This window comes from Curvibacter sp. Hmag1.1, assembly GCF_059769165.1.
Window position 1 is genome coordinate 2,274,097 of sequence record NZ_JBMBGX010000002.1, and the last position, 23,607, is coordinate 2,297,703.

A 23,607-nucleotide genomic window follows, 5' to 3' on the forward strand; every position below is an offset into this window, starting at 1 on the left:
GCCCGGCCTGCTGCAGAACGCAGCGGCGGGCGGGTTAGCAGGGAATGCGGGATTAGCGGGACTGGCCGTTCACATCGCGTTCCCAGCGCTGAATCAGGCGCTTGCGCTCTGCGGACTGGCCGTACTTGGCATAGTCGTAGTCGATCATCTTGATTTTGCGGAAGTCCGGTACGCGGGGGTCCACCTTGGTTTCCCGGTTGGAGGGCAGCTGGAACTGCAGCGTGGCAGCGCCCAGAGCCTGTGCGCCCGGCGTCAAAGCCCAGTCATAAAACTTCTTCGCCGCTTCCAGGTTGCGCGCACCGCGCACGATGGACATCGAGCCGATCTCCGCTCCTGTGCCATCGGACGGTGTGATGGTCTCCAGGGGGAAGCCTTGGGCCTTTTCACCGGGGCCGTCGTGCACAAAGCTGATGGAAATTGCGGCTTCGCCACGTGCCACGGCCTTGATGGGGCCTACGCCGGAGCGTTGATAGGTGGCAATGTTTTTGTGCAGCTTGGCAAGATAGTCAAATGCCTTGTCTTCTCCCATCAGCTGCACCAGCGTGGCAATCATGGTGTATGCCGTACCACTGGAGGACGGGTTGGCGGATTGGATTTCGCCTTTGTACTCAGGCTTGATCAGATCAGCCCACGTCTTCGGGATGGGCAGCTTCTTCTTGGCAATCAGCTCGGTGTTGTATCCAAAACCCAAAGGTCCGGAATAAATGCCGACCGTCTTGTAGCCGGACTGTGCGGCCTGCTTTTGCGCCCAGTCGTACAACTTCGGCAGCAGCGGCGACTTGTATTCCTGAGTCAAGTTTTGTTCGGCAGCCACCAGGTGAGGGTCCCCAGTGCCCCCGAAAAAGATGTCTGTCTTGGGGTTTGCTTTTTCGGCCATGAGTTGGGCGACGGCTTCGCCTGAGCCCTTGAGTGTCATGTTGACCTTGATGCCCTGGCTCTTCTCGAAGGTGACGGCAATCATGCTGCACCATGGCGCTTGGCCCGAGCAAATGATGTTGACCTCGCTGCCGGATTGGGCATAAACGCTGGCTTGAGAGAGCGCGATACATGCAGCGGCGATCAGGTGGGTTTTCTTCATGAAAGTCTCCTTTAGTGTTGAAACAAGGGTTCTGGTGAGTTTGGAAAAATGGAGGGCAACAGCACGCTGACCCCCTGCGCTGACAAAAACAAGCTGACCGGGGCGCCGCAGGCATAGGCCGCGCTCGGTGACGGAATAAGCACCAATATCTCGCCCAAGGTGGTGTGCACCCAGACCTCCGTAGAGGGGCCTAGAAAGGCGCTCCGTAAAACCTTGCCCGGTAATCCGGCCGAGCTGGCCGGTGCGATTCGCCAGGCGTGCGGTCGCACAACGATACGCACCGCGCCACGACGCAGCCCGGGGTCAGGACCTATCTGCAAGGGGCCCAGATGTACAACGCCCCGGGCGTCCACCTCGGCGTCAAATGTGGCAGCGTCACCCATGAAGGCAGCAACGAACTCTGACAGGGGACGTTCATAAAGATCCCGCGGTGAGCCGATTTGCGCAATCCTGCCCTCTTGCATGACGACGACGCGGTCACTGACCGACATGGCTTCTGCATGGTCGTGGGTGACATACAGCACTGTCAGATCCAGCCTCTGTTGCAGGGAGCGGATGTCTTCACGGATATGGCGTCGCAAGTTGCTGTCGAGGTTGGAGAGAGGCTCATCCAGCAACAAGATACGGGGCTGCAATGCGAGTGCGCGAGCCAATGCGGTGCGTTGTTGCTGACCGCCGGACAACTCATGCGGCATGCGATCTTCCAAGCCTTGCAGACCGACCAGCGTCAGGGCCTGGGTACAACGCTCGCGCTGGCTCGCCGCAGACAGGCCTTGCATGCGCAAGCCATAGCAGACGTTTTCTTCCACGCTCTGGTAGGGAAACAGGGCGTAGCTCTGAAACACCAGACTGAGGTCCCGTTGTTCGGCGCTTTTGGAAGTGACGTCCTCCCCGTGAAAAATCAGCTGCCCCTCGTCGGGTGTTTCCAGTCCGGCCACAAGGCGTAGCAGCGTAGTTTTGCCGCATCCGGAGGGGCCAAGTAGAGTCGTCAACCGGCGATCCGGGATATGCACATCCACCCCGTGCAGGGCCCTATAGCCATTGGCATAGGTCTTGGTCACCCCGCGGATTTCCAGACCGGGCCTCATGCTGGCATCCTCAAAGTGGCTTTCGACAAGGCCGCATGCGGCATCGTTCGGTCTGGTACTGCTGTGTCTTGTGCCATGGCATGCGCAGGCCGGGGCCAGCGGACGACGGCGTCAACCCCCACCACTGCGCCTTGTTGGATACGGTTGTAGAGGTCCAGCGTCGCGTGCATGGATACAGCGATTTGCTTGCAGATCGACAGGCCCAAGCCCACTCCGGTGCCTCCGCTGGCGGATTCGAAGGGCTGGAACAGGCGCTCCCGGACTGCCTCGTCCAACCCTCCAGCGTTGTCCCAGACGAGAAGCTCCATCTCGTCCGGCAGATGGCGTATGACTACGCCCAGACTGGCGCCCGCCGTGGACTGGCGAATCGCATTGGCTAACAGATTGCGCAGCAATTCACCGATAAGCCAGCTGTCGCTCATGAGCCGCACGGGTTCGGCGTCCAAAGATACTTCCAACTGCTTGCGGGCGATCAAGGGGGCAAACTCGACCAGAATTTCGCTGGCAAGGTGATGCATATCCACCAAGCTCCACTGGGCGTGCCGGACCTTTTGCTCCACCTTCGCCTGCGACAGCAATTGATTCGCCAGATGGCTTGCGCGATTCAGCGTACGCAGCATTTTGGGCAGGGTGTCAGAGGCCGGAAGCTCCCCGGACGTGACACCTTGCACTTGGGTTTTCAGCACCGCCAACGGTGTGCGCAACTGGTGAGAGGCTTCCGCAATGAAGCGCTGCTGTTGCTCCAAGGCATCCCGTTGTTGTTGCCATTGCACATTCAGGGCGCGCACGATGGGTTCCAACTCTACGGCCGGCGTATGTCCCAAGGGCGTTGTTTCCTGGGGTTGACGGCTAGCTACGGTGGTTGTTAGTTCTTGTAGTGGCCGCAGACAATGCCCCGCCAGCCACCACAGAGTTGGTGCACCCGCCAGCGCAATGCACACAGAAATCCACGGTGTAGTGGATCCGATGGCGCCGAGCGCTCCCCCCAGTCCGGTGCAGATCACGAACATCAGCAATAGCTGCTTCCGCATGGATTGGGCGGCCTTGCCGTTGGTCTGGGTCATGCCGGATCCTTGCTGTCGTGGCCCAGTTCGTCCACCAGAAGGTAGCCGATACCGCGCATCGTCAATAAGGCGGCACCACTGCCTGCTAAGCGTTTGCGCAAACGGTGCGCAAGCAGGTCGATGGCATCGCTTTGATGGCTGGCATCGTCACCGAAGATGGCCTGATACAAGTCATCTTTGGATACCGGGCGGCCCGGCTTGGTGATCAAGGCGCGCAACATCGCGCTTTCCCGAGGGGCAATGTCCAAAGGGCGCCCTGATCGCAAGAACAGTCCCTGGTTCATGTCGAGCTGCAAGTGCCCGCAACGGAAGTCTTCGATGCCCTGGCTACGTCGCATCAGGGCACGCAGGCGAGCCACCAGTTCCTCGGTGTCGAAAGGTTTGGTCAGGTAGTCATCGGCGCCGAGGGTCAGTCCGGTGACCCGCTCGCCGATGGAGGCGCGGGCCGTGACTACCAGCACCGGCAGGCGCAATCCAAGGTCGCGCATGCGTTGCAATACGTCCAGACCGTCCAGCCCTGGCAGGCTCAGGTCCAAGATGACCGCGTCGAAGTTCCGTTTGCGCATCCATGCCAGCGCTTCATGCCCGTCGGCACAGCACACCGGCTTGAACCCGCGCGATGCGAGTACACGCCCCAAGGCATCCACCAGATCCAGATCGTCTTCAACCAACAACACATCCATGCCGGTATCGTGCTGTCAGGGGGCTAGCCCCGCAATGGGGTTAGCGCGCAGGTTGAATGAAAGAAACTTGAAATGTGACAGGCTTCCACTGAAGCGGCCATCGGCCCTGAAACAAAAAAACCGCCATCTGGCGGTTTGTGTGGGGCAAGCGCGGTGTCAGTTCAGTGCCATGCTCAGCTTGCGGCGGTAACTGGCCACCAGCTGCGCCTGCGGGTCTTGCTCGGCCACCACTTTGCCTAGCACCTCGATGCCCCCTGCTGTTTTACCGGCAGCAGCCGGGTCCGCTTTGGGCTTGGGCGGGGTAAGCAACTCGAGAATCGCCACAAAGGTTTTGCGGGGCACTTCGTTGTTCCATGCCTTGTCACGCATGATGATTTCCAGCAGCTCATCCATGGAGCCGGTCCAGTCGCCGCCCACCATGAGCACGCGGGCCTTGGCCAGGCGGGTGTCGAAGTCCCGCTTGTTGGATGCAATCACTTCGTCAAACTGGGCAGGGGTCCACAGGCCTTTGTCGTCGGTCAGTACGAACTTGATGGCATCCAGAAACTGCGCCAAGGCTTCAAAGCGCTGCTGTTTGGGGATGTAGGCCAGCGTCGGGGCCAAAGCGGCCTCGGCGTCTTCGATCATGTCGTTCTCGATCAGCAGCTTGACGTAGTCATAGCGGGCGTCATCGTTGCCGGGGTTCAGGGTCAGCGCTTCATGCAGCTTTTGCAGGGCCGCGCGTGGGTCACCTGCTTGGGCCAAAGATTGGGCATCTTCCACATCGGCTTCTGCTTCCAGCACTTCTTCTGTCGGCACGTGCTTGTCCAGAAACTCCTTGAGTTTGCTCTCGGGCACTGCGCCCATGAAACCATCGGCGGGCTTGCCGTTGATCATCAACACGCAAGTAGGAATGCTCCGGATGCCGAAAGCCTGGGCGAGCTGTTGCTCCTGGTCAGAGTCGATTTTCACCAGCTTGAAGCGGCCGCCGTAGTCGGCTTCCACCTTTTCCAGCAGCGGTCCGAGTGTTTTGCAAGGCCCACACCAAGGCGCCCAGAAATCGACCAGAACGGGCACCTGGTGGGAGGCGGCGATGACTTCGGTTTCGAAGTTTTCTAGGGTGACGTCGATCATGGGAAGGTAGCTCGGGGTGAAAAAGTAAAATTCAACAATGAAATCAATTCAAATCGGCGTCGTCATGGGTTCCAACTCGGATTGGGACACCATGCAACACGCAGTCCAGATTCTCCAACAGTTTGGTATCGGCTTTGAGGCGCGCGTCATTTCCGCCCACCGCATGCCCGACGACATGTTCCGCTACGCTGAGGCCGCCGCAGGCCGGGGCCTCAAAGCCATCATCGCCGGTGCTGGCGGCGCGGCCCACCTACCTGGCATGCTGGCAGCCAAAACCACGGTGCCCGTACTGGGTGTGCCGGTGCAGAGCAAGGCGCTCTCGGGGGTCGACTCCTTGCACAGCATCGTGCAAATGCCCAAGGGCATTCCGGTCGCCACGTTTGCCATCGGCAACGCCGGTGCGGCGAACGCGGCCTTGTTTGCGGTGGCGCTCCTGGCCAACGAAAACCCCGACCTGCGCATGGAGCTGGACGCATTCCGCGTCGACCAGACCCAGACCGCCCGCAACATGACCCTGCCGGTGACCGGCAGCGACGCGTAATGGCCGCACAGTCAACGCCTGCACAAGGGCTGGGCGGTTCACAGGAAATGACGCTGGGCGTCATGGGCGGCGGCCAACTCGGCCGCATGTTTGCCCATGCTGCGCAACAAATGGGGTTTTTCACTGCAGTGCTGGACCCGGATGCCACCAGCCCGGCAGGCCGTATCAGCCATCACCATGTGCAGACGGCCTACAGCGATGCAGAGGGGCTGGCCCGATTGGCCGCCGTGTCTGCCGCCATCACCACTGAGTTTGAAAATGTTCCGGCCGAGGCCCTGAACCAGCTGGCACAAAGCCGGCCCGTGGCGCCCAGCGGGGCCGCCGTGGCGATTGCCCAGGACCGTGCGGCGGAAAAAGCGCACTTTGTGGAATGTGGCGTGCCTTGTGCGCCCTACGCGGTGATTGAAACAGCGGAGCAATTGGCCGCCATTGACGCCAACTTGCTCCCTGGGATTCTGAAAACCGCCCGCATGGGCTACGACGGCAAAGGCCAGGTCCGTGTGAAGACGCCTGCCGAGCTGGCCGCCGCGTGGGCCGACCTGAAACAGGTGCCCTGCGTGCTGGAAAAGATGCTGCCCCTGCATTGGGAGTGCAGCGTCATCGTGGCGCGCGGTGCCGATGGCGCCTGCGTGAACCTGCCGGTGCAGCGCAATCTGCATCGCGACGGCATTCTGGCAGTCACCGAGGTTTATGAAGGAAATATGCCTCCAGCGCTCGCCGAACGTGCGGTGGCTGCTGCGAAATCGATAGCAAGCGGCGTGAACTACGTTGGTGTGCTGTGCGTGGAATTCTTCGTGCTGGACGAATCCCACCCCGCCGCCGCAGGCTTGGGTGGCTTGGTGGTCAACGAGATGGCGCCGCGCCCCCACAACAGCGGCCACTACAGCATGGACGCCTGTGATGTGTCGCAGTTCCATCTGCAGGTGCGCACGCTGGCGGGCTTGCCCTTGGTGCAACCGCGTCAGCACAGCCCGTCCATCATGTTGAACCTTTTGGGCGATGTGTGGCCGGAGGGCGGTGTGCCCGATTGGGCGTCCGTGCTGGCTTTGCCCGGCACCCATTTGCATCTGTACGGCAAGCTGGACGCAAAGAAGGGTCGCAAGATGGGCCACCTCAACGTCACCGGCGCCACCATGGAGCAGGTGCGAGCTACCGCTCTGGAAGCGGCGCGCATCCTAGGCATTGCCGCGTTCTGAATGCCCGCACCTCTGTCCCCCTGCGCATGATTGTTTCTGCCTACCGATTCGCTGACGGGGTGGAGCTTGCTCCTGATTCCATAGCTGCTGCCGCAGACGCGGTGCGCGCTGGAGGTCTGTTGGGCTTGCCAACCGAGACGGTGTATGGCCTGGGGGCGGATGCGTCTGACCCGGTGGCCGTGGGCAAGATATTCAATGCCAAAGGCCGGCCGTCAGACCACCCCTTGATCGTTCACGTCGCTGCGTTTGACGGCGGCATGGGCGGCGTGGCGCACTACTGCGCCCGCGTGCCGGCGTTTGCGCAGCAGCTCATGTCGGCCTTCTGGCCCGGCCCGCTCACCCTCATCCTGCCGCGCAAAGAGGGCGTGGGCGAGGCCGCAGCCGGTGGTCAGAACAGCATAGGCCTGCGCTGCCCGGCACACCCGGTGGCGCAAGCCGTGCTGGCCACTTTGCGCAAGCCCTCGGACGGCGGGCGCGAGGTCTGGGGCATTGCCGCGCCCAGCGCCAACAAGTTCGGCCGGGTGAGCCCCACGACGGCGGCCCATGTGCACAGTGAATTCGGGGACGACTTGCTGATCCTGGACGGCGGGCCGTGTGAGGTGGGCATTGAGTCCACCATCATCGACTGCACCCGGGGGGCGCCGGTGCTCTTGCGCCCGGGCTCCATCACCGCCCAGCAGGTGGAAGATGCCTGCGGACGCAAGCTGCTATCAAAAGAAGAGCTGCTCGCGCAGAGTCAACAGGCGCCAAGGGCCTCCGGGACCCTGGACTCGCACTACGCGCCTAGCGCGACTGTGCGCCTGATGGACGCCAAAGCCTTGCAGTCAGCCCTGGACTTGCTGAGCGGCACCACTCCGCCGGACAAGCGGCCCACCATTGCGCTCTACCACCGCAGCCCGCTGCATGTGCGATCGCCCTTGGTGACCGCCCACCGCATGCCGTCGCATGCCCAGCCGGCAGCGCATGAGCTGTTTTCCAAGCTGCGGGAGATGGACGCGCAGGGCGTCAAGCTCATTTGGGTCGAAGCCCCACCCGATAGCCCCGAGTGGGACGGCGTGCGCGACCGCCTGACCCGCGCAGCTGCCTGACCCGCGCAGCTCCCGGCCATTTGCCGGTTGCCCGCCGGTGGGTTTACTGATCCCGCCCTGTCCAGTCCACCAGTGCATCCAGCGCTGGCCGGGCTTCGTTGGCATTGGCGTGGTTGATGAAGGCGACCAGCACATAGCGTTTGCCACTGACGGCGTGCACATAGCCGGCCAGCGTCACCACACCGGTCAGGGTTCCGGTTTTGAGGTGGGCGGTGCCGCTGGTGCGGGTTTTGATGCGCTTGAGGGTGCCATCCACCCCGGTAATCGGCAGGGACGACATCAGCTCCGGCATGAAGGGCGCTGCATAGGTGGCCAGCAGCAGGCGGCCCATGGCCTGCGCGGTGATGCGCTCCTGGCGCGAAAGGCCGGAACCGTTGTCCATGACCGGTGCGTCGTCCGTGCCGATACGGTCCTTCCACCAACGTTGCACCAGTGCGCGGCTGGCGGCAAAGGTGCCCGGGGGCAGGTTGGCGTCAGCCAGCACATCGGCAGGCAGGCCTTGGGCGGTGCCTGCCACCCGGCCCAGGGTCAGAAACACCTGCTGCGCCATGACGTTGTTGCTGAACTTGTTGATGTCGCGGATCACCTCTGCCAGCGTGGCCGAGTTCGCCAGCAATGCGGGTTTGCCGGCCAATAACGGTGCGGGTACAACGCCGTTGCGCACGGTACCGAGCACCTTGCCACCCATGCTCTCCCACAGGCCTTGTGCGGCACGTCCGGGATAGGACTTGGGGTCTGCGTAGGCGATGGGCCATACCTTCTCGCCACAGCTTGCGGGGTAGCTGCCGCCGAAGCGGAAGCGCAGCGGGTCGGCAAAGTCGCCCTTCAGCGCTCCACGGTAGTCGCCGCAGTCGGTCGCTGTGCTGTTGAGTGGCACAGTGGGCGGCAGGCTCACGCCGGCCAGGGGCGGGTCGTATTGCACTTGGGCCACTTTGGCGCTGAGGTCCGGGGTGAATGTCATCACCACCGATTTGAAGTTGATCAGCAGGGCGTCCGGTGCCACGTTGTAGGGGCGCAGGGGTTCGCCGTCGAATTTGGCGGGGTCGGGCTCCGGCGGGTCGAAGGCGCTGCGGTCCAACACGATGTCGCCCGCAATGGTTTTGATGCCCATGCCCTGTACCCTGCGCAGCAGCAGCCACAGGCGCTCCATCACCAGCCTAGGGTCGCCCAAGCCTTTGACGTAGAGGTTGCCGTTGAGCACGCCGTTTTGCACATTGCCGTCTATATATACCGGGGTGGTCCAAGTGTAGGCCGGGCCCAGCAGGTCGAGGGCGGCAATGGTGGTCACCAGTTTCATGGTGGACGCCGGGTTCATGGGGCTGGTGCTGCGGTGGGCCAGACGAGGGGCCACGCCGCCTTGGGCATCCACCACCAGAAACGACACGGCGTCGCGCGGCACCTTGGCGCGTGTCAGCGCGGCGTCGACTTCGGGGGGCAGGGTTTGGGCGCTGGCGGAGGTACTCAAAAGCACGGCCCACAGGCTGAGAGCAGCCCAGGCTGCGCGACGGGAATCAGGGGAAAGGAAGCGGCGAAGATGCATGCGGGCATTATCCGGCCGGCCCCAGCAGGGATAATTCGGGCATGAACCTGTTGGCCCTGGATACCGGAACCGAATTTCTCTCGATCGCGCTGCGTACCGATGGAGCGGAAGGCACGCGTGTGGTGGAGCACCACAGCGCCGGTGGCGCCAAGGCCTCTACGGATTTGATTGCGGCGATCCTCCAGATGCTGGCCGACGCGGGTGTGGGCTTGGGCCAACTGGATGCCATTTGCTTCGGCAGCGGGCCCGGGTCGTTCACCGGTTTGCGCACCGCCTGCTCCGTGGTGCAGGGCCTGGCCTTTGGCGCCGGTGTGCCCGTGCTGGCGGTGGACTCCCTCCTGGCCGTGGCGGAAGACGCCCGTTTCCGGGCAGCGCTGGATGCGTCCGCTCTGCAGGTCACAGCTTTGCTGGATGCGCGTATGGATGAGATGTACACGGCGCATTACAGCTACACACTGGGGCAATGGCAGACCCTGCAGGCCAGCACCTTGCTTCGGCCGCAGGATTTGGCCGTCCCGGGCGTTGAGGCCGGTGTGCCTCACCTGCTGGTCGGCAATGTGTTCACCGTCTACGCGGACCGGTTGCCGGCGCAAGCCCTGCAATCGGCGCAGGTGGTGCAGGCTTTACCCATGGCCGCTGCCATGTTGCGGCTGGCCCCTGCGATGTTGTCAGCAGGGCTGGCGGTGGATGCGGCGCTGGCCATGCCCAGCTACATCCGTGACAAGGTGGCCAAAACCACCGCGGAGCGCGAAGCCGAGAAGGTGGCCGCCCAGGCGGTGGTTGCAAGATGAGTTCTTATGCCAGTCTTCCGATGGCTGATGTGACCCACGAAGCCGCGTTCGAGCCTTTGCTGGCGGACAGTCTGGATCGGGTGCTCCATGTGGAGCAGCGGGCCTACTCGCACCCTTGGAGCCGAGCCAACTTCATCGACGCACTGCACAGCGGCTACCAAGCCCAGATGCTGACCGCCAATGGCCAGCTATTGGGTTATTTTGTGGCGATGAAGGGCGTGGATGAGGTGCATTTGCTCAACATCACCGTGGCGCCCGAATTTCAGCGCCAGGGTTGGGCCCGCGTGTTATTGGACGCACTGGCCATCTGGTCGCGGGGCCAGGGTGCGCAATGGCTGTGGCTGGAAGTGCGGGTGAGTAATCAGCGGGCGCTGCAGATTTATGAAACCCATGGCTACCGCCGCGTCGGTCAGCGCAAGGGCTATTACCCCGCCCACAACGGCCAGCGCGAAGATGCGGTGGTCATGAGCCTGGCACTGGAGCACTGAACACCATGGCACTGCAACTCGACGAGCGCCAACGCGCCATGCTGCTGGAAATGGGCGTGCGTGTGTGGCTGCCGGGCACTGATTTCGCTACGGTGGCAGACAACGAGCCGACTGAGCATGCTCCTGCGCAGCCTTCGCGCACCATGGCTCCTGCAGTAGTGCGTCCCGCGCCGCTCACGGAGCAGCGCCCCTCAGCCCCGGTGCCCATGGCGAGCCGCCCAGTCCCCGTTCAGGTTGCTGCGGTAGAGTCAGCGGCACCCGCCCAACCTTCCGCCTTGGCCGCCCTAGACTGGAATGGCCTGGCCGACACTGCCGCAGCCTGCGAGTCCTGTGGCCTGTGTGCCGGCCGCAAGCACGCGACCTTGCAACCCGCACAGCAAGCGCAGGCCGACTGGATGGTGGTGGGCGACCCGCCCGAAGAAGACGAAGACAGTGCCGCCCAAGCCTTTGTGGAAGCGCCGGGCCTGTTGCTGGACAACATGCTCAAAGCCGTAGGCGCCGGCCGCTCCGGCAGTGGTCCGCAAGGTGCCTATGCCACCAATGTCGTGAAGTGCCGCCCGCCCCACGGGCGCAACCCTCAGCCTGCTGATCTGGCCCAATGTGCGGCCTACCTGCAGCGGGAGATTGAGCTGGTGCAGCCCAAGGTGATTTTTGCCGTGGGGCGCTTCGCCATTCAGACGCTGCTGTCGGAACATGGCGCACTAGCAACCCAGCCGCTGGGCAAGCTGCGCGGTTCTGTCTACCGGTACCGGGGCATCCCGGTGGTAGTGAGTTACCCCCCCAAGCTGCTGCTGCGCAACAGCGCCGACAAGGCCAAGGCCTGGGCTGACTTGTGCTTGGCCATGGACGCCTTGTCCGCTCCCTAACTCCCCCTTCTTAAAATAGTCCCATGACCTTTCTTGACCAGTTGCGCACCGCCGAGCGCCAAAACGGCTCCCTGTTGTGCGTGGGCCTGGACCCGGAACCTGCGAAGTTCCCTGAGCATTTGCGCGGCGACGCCAGCAAGATTTTCGATTTTTGCGCTGCCATCGTGGACGCTACCGCCGACCTGGTGAATTCCTTCAAACCCCAGATTGCCTACTTCGCCGCCCATGGTGCCGAGGCGCAGCTGGAAAAGCTGATGGAGCACATGCGCCGCACCGCGCCCCAGGTGCCCATCATTCTGGACGCCAAGCGCGGCGACATCGGCAGTACCGCCGAGCAATACGCCAAAGAGGCCTTCGAGCGCTATGGTGCGGATGCCGTCACGCTCTCGCCTTTCATGGGCTTTGACTCGGTGGCGCCCTACCTCAAGTACCACGGCAAGGGTGCCTTCCTGCTGTGCCGCACGTCCAATCCCGGTGGGGACGACTTCCAGCCGCAGCATCTGCGTGATGTACCCGGCCAGCCGCGCTTGTATGAGCACATTGCCGCCCTGGCCCAAGGGCCCTGGAACCTCAATGGCCAGCTGGGTCTGGTGGTGGGGGCGACCTACCCAGCAGAAATCGAGCGAGTCCGTGCCTTGGCGCCTACCGTGCCTTTGCTGATCCCCGGCGTGGGTGCTCAGGGCGGCGACGCGGTAGCAACCGTTAAAGCAGGCTGGAAGTCCGTAAATGGCGCAACTACTGCGCCCATTGCGGTGAATTCATCCCGCGCCATTCTTTACGCCTCTGCAGGCCCGGATTTTGCCTCTGCTGCCCGCCAAGAGGCCTCGCGGACCCGCGAATTGTTACAAAACGCAGCTGCTGCCTGAATCCTGTCTGTTCGGTAAGCGTTTGTAAGACCCTTAGGCGTTGGCGGATTTCGTCCGTAACCTTCGGTCCTTGGTAGTCGTTCGCTTGTCGTTGAGCACGATCGTGCCAAAGAGGTCTGTATGGAAACCCACGTTTTGCCGAGCTTGCCCCAGGAAAAGGCGAGCGAATTTTCGTCATCCGGAACTGGTGCGCTGGTAGGTGCATTGGCGGCCAGTGCTGCACTCAGCGCATGCGGTGGTGGCGGAGGGGATAGCAGCGCGTCGCAAACCAATTACGTCCCCGTGGCGGCTGGACGGACCGTCAGTCTGCAGACTTCATCGTACACAGCACTGTCTAGCGTGACTGATGCACAAGCTGCGCGGTTTTTGCTGCAGGCCGGTTTTTCTGCCACAGACTCCGACATGGCCTCTGTGCGCAATCTCGGGTATGCCGGTTGGATTCGGGCTGAGATTGCCAAGTCGTCCGGCATCAGTGGCTGGGATTGGCTCAATAGCCAGGGCTACGGCAACGTGTACAGCACGGCCAATTACTATGACGACACCAGACCCGGCGACTACATGATCTGGAGCCAGCTGATGGCGGCCCCGGACCCTATGCGCAAACGCGCTGCTTTGGCTTTGTCCGAATTGTTTGTAGTGTCGCTATCCAGCTTGGATTTCAGTTGGCGCAGCCACGGCATTGCGCACTACTGGGACACCCTGGTCACTCACGCGTTCGGCAATTTCCGGGATTTGTTGGAGGCGATCACGCTCAACGTGGCGATGGGCTACTACCTGAACACCAAGGGCAACCTCAAAGAGAACACCACTACCGGTCGCCAGCCCGATGAGAACTATGCCCGGGAGGTGATGCAGCTGTTCACCATCGGTCTCAATCTCTTGAACCCGGATGGAACTTTGAAGCTGGATGCCAACGGGAAAGCACAGGAAACCTATGGGGCCAGCGACGTCAGCAATCTGGCGCGGGTGTTCACCGGTTATGACGTGGACATGAGCCAGAACGTCAACACCGTGATTGCGCAAACCGGCGGAGGCACGCGGACGATTCCAAGTACGACCTATGTGCGTTTGCCGATGAAGTTCAATGCGAACAACCATTCGAACTTGGAAGTGAACTTCTTGGGGGTAACGATTCCGGCCAATACCTCCGGTGCGGCAGCCTTGAAAACGGCACTGGACACGTTATTCAATCATGCCAACACTGCGCCCTTTGTCTGCAAGCAACTGATTCAGCGACTCGTGACCAGCAACCCCAGCCCTGCCTATGTGGGGCGTGTAGCTGCTGTTTTTGCCAACAACGGCCAAGGAGTAAGGGGTGACTTGGCCTACGTGTTTGCGGCCATCCTGTTGGATAACGAAGCGCGGGATGCCAGCGGCTTGACGGGTAACGAGTACGGCAAGCTGCGCGAACCCATGCTCCGTCTGGTGCAGTGGGTACGGACCTTTGGTGCTGGCTCAAAGAGCGGTGCCTGGAAGATTGATGATCGCAGTTCTCCGGGTGGTGCCTTGGCCCAAAGTCCCTTGCGTTCACCCTCTGTCTTTAACTTCTTCCGGCCGGGTTATGTTCCTCCGTCCACCGTCGCACCTCCCGCAACAGGATTAAGCAGCGGCAAGGTGGCACCCGAATTCCAGATCGTCAATGAAACCAGCGTTGGCGGTTACCTCAATTACATGATGCAGGTGATCGACTCCGGCATCAATTCGGGCGATATCAAGGCAGCTTATACAAGTGAATTGGCCCTGGTGTTGAACCCCGCATCATTGGTCGACCGTTTGAGCTTGTTGCTGGCCGGCGGGCAATTGTCGGGTAGCACCAAAACCATCATTGTTAACGCGCTGCTGGCCGTCAATGTGACAGCCAGCAGCAGTGATTCAGTCAAGCGCAACCGGGTTTGCGCTGCTGTGCTGATGGTGATGGCGTGCGCTGAATATCTGGTGCAAAAGTAAGGCGAATGGCGATGACGAATCACGATTTGCAAAGTCCCCAGCGTCGCGCCTTTTTGCGCCGCTCAGGTCAATTGGCTTTGACGGGCACCGCATTGCCTTTCGCACTCAACCTGGCGGCCATGGGCGAAGCAGCAGCTTTCAATGCCCCGGCGGGTGACTACAAGGCCTTGGTATGCGTGTTTCTATTTGGTGGTAACGACTATGCCAACACCCTGATTCCTTACGACGACACAAACTACAACTTGTACAGCACCATTCGTGGTGGCGGTGCCGGGCAAACGGCGGGTGGCATCGCCTTGGCGAAATCAGCCTTGACTGCGACCTTGTTGAGTCCCTCGGTGGGGCCTACGGATAGTCAAGGCCAGCTCAATCGCCAGTTTGCACTCAACCCTGCAATGACCGGCTTGGCCGGCCTGTTCAACAGCGGCAAGATGGCCGTACAGCTCAACGTAGGGCCTTTGGTCAAACCGCTGACTCGTACCCAGTACAACAGCAGCGACCGCACAACCTATCCGCGTCCACCGCAGCTGTTTTCGCACAACGACCAGCAAAGTATCTGGCAATCGTCATCACCCGAGGGCTCCACAGTGGGTTGGGGTGGGAATATGGGCGATCTGGTGTTGAGCAATAGTCTTAATACCTCGTCGGTATTCACCTGCATGTCAGTGTCGGGGAATGCGGTGTTCTTGTCGGGTGACACGGCGTTGCAATACCAGGTGAGCACCAGCGGTGCCATCAAAATTCAGCCGGCCACCAACTCGTCGTTGTACGGAAATTCGGCGGTGCCCGGTGCCATCTACAACCTGCTGCACAACCAGACCAGCGCACACAAGATGGAGAATGAGTATCTGGCCGTCACCAAGCGTGCTCTCGATGCAGAGTCTTCTGTGAGTACTGCATTGGCTTTGACTCCGCCTACTACGACGTTTCCCACGGATTCTTTGGGACAGCAACTCAAGATGGTGGCGCGCCTCATCAACGGCCGCAGCACGCTTGGGGTGCGCCGCCAGGTCTTCTTCGTGTCCATGGGTGGTTTCGATTTGCATGACAACCTGATCCGGGACCACGGGGGACTCCTCGGCAAGGTCAGTGAGGCGATGACGGCGTTCTACAACGCTACTGTCGAGATGGGTGTGGATAGCAAGGTGACCACATTCACCGCGTCCGACTTCGGGCGTACCCTGGCATCCAATGGCGATGGATCCGACCATGGGTGGGGTAGCCACCACTTCGTGGTGGGTGGTGCGGTGAATGGAAAACGTTTCTATGGCGAGGCGCCTCCCATCAACGTAACGGATGGCAGCGGCTCACCTAGGGTGTATTCGGCAGCGGAGCAGTGGCATGTAGGTCAAGGGCGCTTGTTGCCTCGCACTTCGGTCGACCAGTACGCAGCCACGATGGCCAAATGGTTCGGGGTGACTGACACGGAGATGCCACAGGTGCTGGCCAACATCAATAACTTCGGCACACCGGCCGGCCGTGCAGACTACCCATGGGATATGGGTTTCATGGCCTGATGCTATGAAATCAGGAGCTGCTCGCGCATATTTGATGTGCGCTACAGGCCAATTTGTTGCTGATTTCAGGCGGTGGGCTTCTCGATGCCCAACTCTGCCAACTCCGCATCCGTGAACACCCGTGAGCGGGTGTGAAATGCTTTTCCTTCCGGTCCTTCCAGTGAGAACGTGCCGCCATGGCCCTCGATCACGTCGATGATGAGCTGAGTGTGTTTCCAGTATTCGTACTGTGCCCGGCCTATGTAGAAGGGGCTGCCGCCTACGTCGCCCAAGTACACATCGCCCGCACCCATGGTGATTTCTCCGGGTAGGTAACAGTTGGCGGCGCTGTTGTCGCAACAGCCACCGCTTTGGTGGAACATCAAATCGGGGCCGTGTTTGGTTTTGAGGACGGCCACCAGTTCCAGCGCGGCGGGGGTGGCTACTACTTTGTCGACCATGGTTTGTCTCCTTGTTGGCACGAATGCTGACGTCGCCGTTTTGGCGCTCGCTGCATCGTGGACTGAATGGGCGGCCACCTCATGCTGGAGTACCAGAAATCGGCGTCCGCCCACACAGTCCACGACGCCGGGTCTTTGGAGCGCAACCCTTGTAATTCATTTAGCGCTTGCCTCGGCCCGGCCTGACTGCCGTGCCAAGTACCAAAAGCCAAGCAGCTACCCCAAGGGTGACCACCGATTTGAGTGCCTCGAAACTTCGTTTTCTGGTACTCCAGTATCAGGTGGGCGCCCTTGGGGTAGCCGCTTGGCGACCCCTCCGGCGAGAAGGGGCTTACGTCACCGCTTTAAAAGAAGCCCAGCTTGTTCTCGGAGTACGACACCAACAAGTTCTTGGTCTGCTGGTAGTGGTCCAGCATCATCTTGTGGGTTTCGCGGCCGATGCCGGATTCCTTGTAGCCGCCGAAAGCTGCGTGGGCAGGGTAGGCGTGGTAGCAGTTGGTCCACACGCGGCCCGCCTTGATGGCACGGCCCATGCGGTAAGCCACATTGCCATTGCGGCTCCACACGCCGGCGCCCAAACCGTAGAGGGTGTCGTTGGCAATGGCCAATGCTTCGGCTTCGTCCTTGAAGGTGGTCACGGCCAGCACGGGGCCGAAAATTTCTTCCTGGAAGATGCGCATCTTGTTGTGGCCCTTGAACAAGGTGGGCTGCACGTAGTAGCCGCCTTCCAAGTCGCCACCCAAATGGGCTTGGCCGCCGCCTGCCAGCAGCTCTGCGCCTTCTTGCTTGCCCAGATCCAGGTAGCTCAGGATCTTGGTCAACTGCTCTTTGGAGGCCTGCGCGCCCATCATGCTGTCGGTGTCCAGCGGGTTCATGTGCTTGATGGCGGCCACGCGCTTCAACACGCGTTCCATGAACTTGTCGTAGATCGATTCCTGAATCAGCGCGCGGGATGGGCAGGTGCAGACTTCACCTTGGTTGAATGCGAACAGCACCAAGCCCTCGATGGCTTTGTCCAGGAAGGCGTCGTCCTTGTCCATCACGTCCGCAAAGAACACGTTGGGGCTCTTGCCGCCCAGTTCCAGCGTAGCGGGAATCAGGTTATTGGCAGCGGCTTGTGCAATCACGCGGCCGGTGGTGGTGGAGCCGGTGAAGGCGATCTTGGCGATGCGCTTGCTGGTGGCCAAAGGCATACCGGCTTCGCGGCCGTAACCGTTGACGATGTTCAGCACGCCGGCAGGCAGCAGGTCGGCAATCAGCTCAGCCAAGATCAAGATGGAGATGGGAGTGGATTCGGCGGGCTTAAGCACCACGCAGTTGCCAGCTCCGAGGGCGGGCGCCAGTTTCCAGGCCGCCATCAGGATGGGGAAGTTCCAGGGAATGATCTGACCGACCACGCCCAGGGGTTCCTGGATGTGATACGCCACGGTGTTCTCGTCGATGTTGGACAAGGCGCCTTCTTGCGCACGCACGCAGCCTGCGAAGTAACGGAAGTGGTCTACGGTGAGAGGGATGTCGGCGTTCAGGGTCTCGCGGATGGCTTTGCCATTGTCCACGGTTTCTGCGTAGGCCAGCAGTTCCAGGTTTTGCTCGATGCGGTCGGCAATCTTGAGCAGGATGTTGGCGCGGGTGGCTGCGTCGGTTTTGCCCCATGCATCAGAAGCAGCGTGCGCGGCGTCCAGCGCGAGCTCAATGTCTTCAGCGGTGGAGCGGGCGGCTTGGGTGTAGACCTTGCCGCTCACCGGCGTGATGACGTCGAAGTACTGCCCCTTGACCGGCGCTACCCATTTGCCGCCGATGAAGTTGTTGTACTGGGATTTGTAGGTGATCTTCGCGCCAGCGGCGCCGGGTGCTGCGTAAATAGCCATGGTTGTCGTCCTCTTGTGATTGGTTTGGTTTCCCGCAGAGTCACTCCGCCGGGTGGCCTGTACTCTCAAGAGGCGTGCCATGCGCTTCGGTCTGTTCAATGTATTGATTTCATTGAACTTTTTGCAAATGTTGATCTGCCGCAAGCTGTCCGCAAGCCAAGCCTGTCAAGCTTTGCCACAGTGACAGGTGTCACAAAATGGAACAGTCGGACAGGTGCGGGGCGGCGCGGCATTGCCCGTCGCGCGGCCAACCCCCATACTGGGCCCAAAGCGGGGCGATATGACCCCGCGCAGGAGACAACGTGCGATCACCATCCCCCTTGCTGGCCTTGCGACAGGCCCGGCAGCAACTATTGGAAACCGGGCAATGCCCTGAGGGCGTTGTCGATGCGCGGCTGGCCCGTTCCTGGCACCGCAGTGTGGCTGCAGGCTTGGCGCCCACCGCCCGCGTGGCCCCTGAACATGCCAGCAGCCACCATTTGCGTCATGTGCTGGCCAGCAACCACGCATTGTTGGCGCATTCCCGGCCGGTCATGGAGTACGTGTTCGATCAGGTCCGCCAAAGCCAGAGCGTGGTGGTGCTCGCCGACTCCGCCGGCATGTTGATGCATACCTTGGGTGACCCGTACTTTGTGGACAAAGCCGAGCGCGTGGCGCTCACCAGCGGCGCTTCGTGGGCCGAGGCCCACCGGGGCACCAACGCGATTGGTACGGCGTTGGCAGAACGCAGTGCGGTGGAAATCCATGGCTCTGAGCATTTTCTGGAGCGCAATGGTTTCTTGACCTGCGCGGCCTCGCCTATTTTGTCGGCCACTGGCGAGCTGACCGGCATTCTGGATATCTCCGGCGACCACCGCAACGGCCATGCCCACACCTTGGGGCTGGTGAGCACCGCAGCCCGCATGATTGAAAACCGCCTGATGGTGGCCACCTGCAAACGCAACATCCGTCTGCACCTGCATGTGCAGCCTGAGGGGATCGGCAGCGTGGCTGAGGGCATCATCGCGCTCTCAGACGACGGATGGATCGTTGGTGCCAACCGCGTGGGGCTGGCCCTGCTGCGCTTGAACGCGGGGGATATTGGCGCGACCACCATGGAGCGCGTGCTCGATGTGCGGCTCGACGATTTGCTGTCGCGCCACAAGCGCCGTCCCCAGCAGCCTCAGCAATTGCGTTTGCACAACGGCGCCGTGCTGTTTGCCCAGGTACAGGTGGATGTAACCGTTCTGCCCGGCATCAGCCAGTCCAATGCCGTGCGCGTCGCCAATGCCTTCGCAGGCTCACCTGCAGCCGGTGCCGATGCGCTGGCCGCACTGGATACCGGCGACGCCCGCTGGCGCAGTGCGGCCGACAAAGCCCGCCGCGTCGTCGGCAAGCCCATCCCCTTGCTGATTCAGGGCGAATCCGGGGTGGGCAAAGAAATGTTTGCTCGCGCCTTGCACGCCAGTGGCCCCCGCCGTGATGGCCCTTTTGTGGCCATCAACTGCGGTGCCATCCCCGAGAGCCTGATTGAGTCGGAGCTGTTCGGCTACGTGGCCGGCGCCTTCACGGGTGCGCGCAAAGAGGGTAGCCCCGGCCGCTTGCGCGAGGCCCATGGCGGCTCGCTTTTCCTGGATGAAATTGGCGACATGCCACTGCCCATGCAAACCCGCTTGCTGCGGGTGCTGCAAGAGCGCACGGTGACACCTGTGGGCGCCGGGAAATCCGTGGCAGTGGATTTCGCGCTCATCAGCGCCACCCACTGCAAGCTGGCGGAAGCCTCTGAGAAAGGCGCCTTCCGCCAGGACCTGTACTACCGCATCAACGGCCTCACGGTTACCCTGCCTTCCCTGCGCGAACGCAGCGACATGGCGGCCTTGACCGAGCGCTTGCTGGCTGACCTGAGCCCGGACGTGCCAGTGCAGGTGGCACCGGACTTGATGCAGCGCTTGACCAGCTACCCTTGGCCCGGCAACCTGCGCCAATACGCCAGCGTATTGCGCACCGCCTGCGCCATGTTGCAAGACGGGGAAGATACGCTGGACTGGACGCACATGCCGGACGATTTGTTGGATGCCTTGCAGGCGCCTTCGCTGGCGGAGCGGATTGTGGACACCCAATCAGCGCAGACACCAGCACCCTACGCTCCGGATGCACAGCCCGCTGCGGTGCAGGCCCCGCAAAGCTTGCAAGCCTTGTCCCAAGCCGCTATCCAGCAAGCCTTGGAGGCCACCCGTGGCAACGTGTCCCTTGCCGCCCGCCAACTGGGAATCAGCAGGCAGACGCTGTATCGCAAGTTGAGTGCCGCCAGCGTTTGATCTGCTATTAAATTGGTCGCTGCTCGCGCACATTCCATGTGCGCCAGAGCCTGATTTGACCCAATATCAGTCTTCCAGCAGCGGCTTCAAATATTTGCCCGTGTGGCTGGCCGGGTTGGCAGCTATATCCTCAGGCGTACCCACGCCGACCACGGTGCCGCCACCTGCGCCGCCTTCGGGGCCGATGTCGATCAGCCAGTCGGCGGTTTTGATGACGTCCAGGTTGTGCTCGATGATGACGATGGTGTTGCCCGCGTCGCGCAGCTGGTGCAGTACTTTGAGCAGCAGTGCGATGTCGGCAAAGTGCAGGCCGGTGGTGGGCTCGTCCAGGATGTAGAGCGTGCGGCCGGTGTCTTTTTTGGACAGCTCCAGCGCCAGCTTCACACGCTGCGCCTCGCCGCCGGACAACGTGGTTGCGGCTTGCCCAAGGCGGATGTAAGACAGGCCCACGTCCAGCAAGGTTTGCAGCTTGCGCGCAATGGTGGGTACGGCCTGCAGGAACTCGTAGGCGGCTTCCACCGTCATGTCCAGGATCTGCGCGATGTTCTTGCCCTTGTAGAGCACTTCCAGTGTTTCGCGGTTGTAGCGCTGGCCGGCGCACACGTCGCAGGGAACGTACACATCGGGCAGAAAGTGCATCTCCACCTTCACCATGCCGTCGCCCTGGCAGGCCTCGCAGCGGCCACCGGCGACGTTGAAGCTGAAGCGCCCCGGGCCGTAGCCGCGTTCGCGCGCCGTGGGCACCTCGGCCATCAGCTCGCGGATGGGGGTGAACAGGCCGGTGTAGGTGGCCGGGTTGGAACGCGGTGTGCGGCCAATGGGCGACTGGTCGACGTTGATGACCTTGTCGAAATACTGGATGCCTTCAATGCTCTCGTGGGCTGCGGGCTCGTCGTGTGCGCGGTAGAGCTGGCGTGCCACGGCGGCGTAGAGCGTGTCGTTCACCAGTGTAGATTTACCTGAGCCGGACACGCCGGTTACGCAGGTGAGCAGGCCCACGGGGAAGTCCACATTCACACCCTTGAGGTTGTGCCCCGTGGCACCGGTAATGCGGATGGCCTGCAGCGTGCCCTGGGTGGCGATGTGCTGCGCCTGCCGCTCGGCCCAGGCCAAAGCTGCCTTGCTGGGTGCGCCTTTGCCGGCACCTTTGGCGACCGGCTTGGCTTCTTCCACCACCGGCAGCCAAGGCGTGCGGCGCTTGGGCACTTCGATACGCAGTGTTTTGGCGAGGTATTGACCGGTCAGTGAGTCAGGGTTGGCTTTAACTTCGTCAAACGTGCCCTGGGCAATCACCCGCCCGCCATGCACGCCGGCGCCCAGGCCCATGTCGATCACATGGTCGGCGGCGCGCATCATGTCTTCGTCGTGCTCCACCACCAGCACGCTGTTGCCAATGTCGCGCAGGTGTTGCAGCGTGCCGATCAGTCGGTCGTTGTCACGCTGGTGCAGGCCGATGCTGGGCTCATCAAGCACGTACATCACACCGGTCAGGCCGGAGCCGATCTGGCTGGCCAGGCGGATGCGCTGGCTCTCGCCGCCACTCAGCGTCTCTGCACTGCGGTTGAGGCTCAAGTAGTTCAGGCCCACGTCGTTCAGAAACTTCAGCCGCAAGCCGATCTCGCGGATGACCTTGGCGGCAATTTCCCCACGCGCTCCTGGCATCTGCAATGTGTTGAAGTAGGCAAAGCTTTCGCGTAGGGTGACGTGGCTGATCTCATAAATGGCGCGGGCTTGGTCGCCTTCGCCGATCTTGACGTGACGCGCTTCCTTGCGCAGGCGCGATCCGAAGCAGTCGGGGCAGGGCTGGGTGCTGCGCAGGCGGCCTAGGTCTTCGCGCACTACGGCAGAGTCGGTCTCGCGGTAGCGCCGCTGCATGTTGGGGATGATGCCTTCGAAGGGGTGCTTCTTGGTGACCTTTTTGCCCTGCGAGGCGCCCGAGTCCATGATGTAGCTGAACTTGATCTCTTCTTCGCCTGAGCCGTGCAGGATGGCGTGCTGCACGTTCTCCGGCAAGCTCTCAAACGCCGCTTCAATGTCAAACGCGTAGTGTTTGGCCAGGCTCTCCAGCATGTTGAAGTAGTAGCCGTTACGCCGGTCCCAGCCCTTGATGGCGCCACTCGCCAGGCTTAGGGTGGGGAAGGCGACCACGCGTGTGGGATCAAAAAACTCGTGGTTACCCAGGCCATCGCAGGTAGGGCAAGCGCCCACTGGAGAGTTGAAGGAGAACAGGCGGGGCTCCAACTCGGCAATCGAGTAATTGCACACCGGGCAGGCGAACTTGGCGTTAAACAGGTGTTCGGCGCCGCTGTCCATCTCCAGCGCAATCGCACGACCACCCGCCAGACGCAACGCGGCTTCAAAGCTCTCAGCCAGACGTTGTTTCAGGTCTGCACGCACCTTGATGCGGTCGACCACCACATCGATGTCGTGCTTCTCGGTTTTCTTGAGTTTGGGCAGGTTCTCGGCTTCCACCGCTTCGCCGTTAATGCGAAAGCGCACGTAGCCCTGGGCCTGCATGTCAGCAAACACCTCCAGAAACTCGCCTTTCTTCTCGCGTGCTACCGGGGCGAGGATCATGAGTTTGGTTTCTTCCGGCAAGGCCAACACCGCATCCACCATCTGGCTCACGGTCTGGCTTTGCAGTGGCAGGTCGTGGTCCGGGCAGAACGGTGTACCCGCGCGAGCAAACAGCAGACGCAGATAGTCATGGATTTCGGTGACTGTGCCGACCGTGGAGCGGGGGTTGTGACTGGTGGCTTTTTGCTCGATGCTGATGGCCGGTGACAGGCCCTCAATCATGTCCACATCGGGCTTGTCCATCAGTTGCAAAAACTGGCGCGCGTAGGTGGACAGGCTTTCTACGTAGCGGCGCTGACCCTCGGCATACAGCGTGTCAAATGCCAGACTCGATTTGCCAGAACCCGACAGGCCGGTAATCACCACCAACTGGTTGCGCGGGATGTCGAGGTCGATGTTCTTCAGGTTGTGGGTACGCGCACCCCGCACGCTGATGGTTTGCTGCTGCAGCGCCCGGGCGAGGTACTTGCCATCCTCGTGATGCACAAGGTCCTTGCTGTCGTGAGTGGAAGAGTTCAAGTTCGTGGCCGCCGGAAGAGTAACCCGCCATGATAGACAA

Annotated in this window: 19 protein-coding genes; 10 read left to right on the forward strand and 9 right to left on the reverse strand. The window is 61.6% G+C overall.

Features of this window, described 5'->3' with window-relative positions; translation table 11 throughout:
- Positions 1 to 52 precede the first annotated feature (52 nt).
- The 5 genes from ACOAP0_RS11375 to trxA all read right to left on the reverse strand — a co-directional run bounded on the left by ACOAP0_RS11375 (position 53) and on the right by trxA (position 5,026).
- Entirely contained in the window at positions 53 to 1,078 is a 1,026-nt protein-coding gene (locus tag ACOAP0_RS11375) for an ABC transporter substrate-binding protein (RefSeq protein ID WP_087495972.1), read from the reverse strand.
- Positions 1,079 to 1,089: 11 nt separating this feature from the next.
- On the reverse strand, positions 1,090 to 2,166 hold the full coding sequence (locus tag ACOAP0_RS11380) for an ABC transporter ATP-binding protein (RefSeq protein ID WP_498376491.1): 1,077 nt from the start codon (positions 2,164 to 2,166) through the stop codon (positions 1,090 to 1,092).
- Positions 2,163 to 3,230 carry a sensor histidine kinase gene (locus ACOAP0_RS11385; RefSeq protein ID WP_498376492.1) on the reverse strand — a complete coding sequence of 356 codons (1,068 nt, stop codon included), beginning with the start codon at positions 3,228 to 3,230 and terminating at the stop codon, positions 2,163 to 2,165. Before ACOAP0_RS11385 ends, ACOAP0_RS11380 begins: the two co-directional genes overlap by 4 nt.
- Entirely contained in the window at positions 3,227 to 3,913 is a 687-nt protein-coding gene (locus ACOAP0_RS11390) for a response regulator (RefSeq protein ID WP_087495975.1), read from the reverse strand. The genes ACOAP0_RS11385 and ACOAP0_RS11390 overlap by 4 nt, the downstream gene beginning before the upstream one ends.
- Positions 3,914 to 4,069: 156 nt before the next feature.
- Positions 4,070 to 5,026, reverse strand: a complete 957-nt coding sequence (trxA, locus tag ACOAP0_RS11395) for a thioredoxin (protein ID WP_481874800.1) — start codon at positions 5,024 to 5,026, stop codon at positions 4,070 to 4,072.
- A gap of 37 nt (positions 5,027 to 5,063) precedes the next feature.
- On the opposite strand from trxA, the gene purE reads away from it, so the two are divergent.
- The 3 genes from purE to ACOAP0_RS11410 are packed head-to-tail and all read left to right on the forward strand — an operon-like array spanning position 5,064 to position 7,851.
- Entirely contained in the window at positions 5,064 to 5,567 is a 504-nt protein-coding gene (gene purE / locus ACOAP0_RS11400; RefSeq protein ID WP_481874801.1) for a 5-(carboxyamino)imidazole ribonucleotide mutase, read from the forward strand.
- Positions 5,567 to 6,763 carry a 5-(carboxyamino)imidazole ribonucleotide synthase gene (locus ACOAP0_RS11405; RefSeq protein WP_498376493.1) on the forward strand — a complete coding sequence of 399 codons (1,197 nt, stop codon included), beginning with the start codon at positions 5,567 to 5,569 and terminating at the stop codon, positions 6,761 to 6,763. The genes purE and ACOAP0_RS11405 overlap by 1 nt, the downstream gene beginning before the upstream one ends.
- A gap of 26 nt (positions 6,764 to 6,789) precedes the next feature.
- The gene (locus ACOAP0_RS11410; protein WP_498376494.1) at positions 6,790 to 7,851 is read left to right on the forward strand and encodes an L-threonylcarbamoyladenylate synthase; all 1,062 of its coding nucleotides are present in this window, start codon (positions 6,790 to 6,792) and stop codon (positions 7,849 to 7,851) included.
- 43 nt (positions 7,852 to 7,894) lie between these two features.
- Here the strand turns inward: ACOAP0_RS11410 and dacB are convergent, their stop codons facing one another.
- Positions 7,895 to 9,391 (reverse strand): D-alanyl-D-alanine carboxypeptidase/D-alanyl-D-alanine endopeptidase, encoded by a 1,497-nt coding sequence (gene dacB, locus ACOAP0_RS11415; RefSeq protein ID WP_498376495.1) that lies wholly within the window; start codon positions 9,389 to 9,391, stop codon positions 7,895 to 7,897.
- A gap of 41 nt (positions 9,392 to 9,432) precedes the next feature.
- Between dacB and tsaB the strand changes: the two genes are divergently transcribed.
- From tsaB to ACOAP0_RS11445, 6 genes are all read left to right on the forward strand, one after another.
- Positions 9,433 to 10,182 carry a tRNA (adenosine(37)-N6)-threonylcarbamoyltransferase complex dimerization subunit type 1 TsaB gene (gene tsaB, locus ACOAP0_RS11420; RefSeq protein ID WP_498376496.1) on the forward strand — a complete coding sequence of 250 codons (750 nt, stop codon included), beginning with the start codon at positions 9,433 to 9,435 and terminating at the stop codon, positions 10,180 to 10,182.
- Between the two features lie 20 nt (positions 10,183 to 10,202).
- On the forward strand, positions 10,203 to 10,670 hold the full coding sequence (gene rimI, locus ACOAP0_RS11425) for a ribosomal protein S18-alanine N-acetyltransferase (RefSeq protein WP_498391409.1): 468 nt from the start codon (positions 10,203 to 10,205) through the stop codon (positions 10,668 to 10,670).
- Positions 10,671 to 10,675: 5 nt separating this feature from the next.
- Positions 10,676 to 11,536, forward strand: a complete 861-nt coding sequence (locus tag ACOAP0_RS11430) for a uracil-DNA glycosylase (RefSeq protein WP_498376497.1) — start codon at positions 10,676 to 10,678, stop codon at positions 11,534 to 11,536.
- A gap of 23 nt (positions 11,537 to 11,559) precedes the next feature.
- On the forward strand, positions 11,560 to 12,402 hold the full coding sequence (gene pyrF, locus ACOAP0_RS11435) for an orotidine-5'-phosphate decarboxylase (RefSeq protein ID WP_498376498.1): 843 nt from the start codon (positions 11,560 to 11,562) through the stop codon (positions 12,400 to 12,402).
- 120 nt (positions 12,403 to 12,522) lie between these two features.
- The gene (locus tag ACOAP0_RS11440) at positions 12,523 to 14,349 is read left to right on the forward strand and encodes a DUF1800 domain-containing protein (RefSeq protein WP_498376499.1); all 1,827 of its coding nucleotides are present in this window, start codon (positions 12,523 to 12,525) and stop codon (positions 14,347 to 14,349) included.
- Between the two features lie 11 nt (positions 14,350 to 14,360).
- Complete coding sequence (locus tag ACOAP0_RS11445; protein ID WP_498376500.1) at positions 14,361 to 15,866, forward strand: DUF1501 domain-containing protein; 1,506 nt, start codon at positions 14,361 to 14,363, stop codon at positions 15,864 to 15,866.
- Between the two features lie 65 nt (positions 15,867 to 15,931).
- On the opposite strand, the gene ACOAP0_RS11450 is transcribed toward ACOAP0_RS11445, so the two are convergent.
- The gene (locus tag ACOAP0_RS11450; RefSeq protein ID WP_498376501.1) at positions 15,932 to 16,306 is read right to left on the reverse strand and encodes a DUF779 domain-containing protein; all 375 of its coding nucleotides are present in this window, start codon (positions 16,304 to 16,306) and stop codon (positions 15,932 to 15,934) included.
- Between the two features lie 344 nt (positions 16,307 to 16,650).
- Positions 16,651 to 18,174: an acetaldehyde dehydrogenase ExaC gene (gene exaC / locus ACOAP0_RS11455; RefSeq protein WP_498376502.1), complete on the reverse strand. Its 1,524-nt coding sequence runs from the start codon at positions 18,172 to 18,174 to the stop codon at positions 16,651 to 16,653.
- 302 nt (positions 18,175 to 18,476) lie between these two features.
- Between exaC and ACOAP0_RS11460 the strand changes: the two genes are divergently transcribed.
- Positions 18,477 to 20,471: a sigma-54-dependent Fis family transcriptional regulator gene (locus tag ACOAP0_RS11460; protein WP_498376503.1), complete on the forward strand. Its 1,995-nt coding sequence runs from the start codon at positions 18,477 to 18,479 to the stop codon at positions 20,469 to 20,471.
- Positions 20,472 to 20,537: 66 nt separating this feature from the next.
- Here the strand turns inward: ACOAP0_RS11460 and uvrA are convergent, their stop codons facing one another.
- Positions 20,538 to 23,567 carry an excinuclease ABC subunit UvrA gene (gene uvrA / locus ACOAP0_RS11465; RefSeq protein WP_498376504.1) on the reverse strand — a complete coding sequence of 1,010 codons (3,030 nt, stop codon included), beginning with the start codon at positions 23,565 to 23,567 and terminating at the stop codon, positions 20,538 to 20,540.
- Between the last annotated feature and the right edge of the window lie 40 nt (positions 23,568 to 23,607).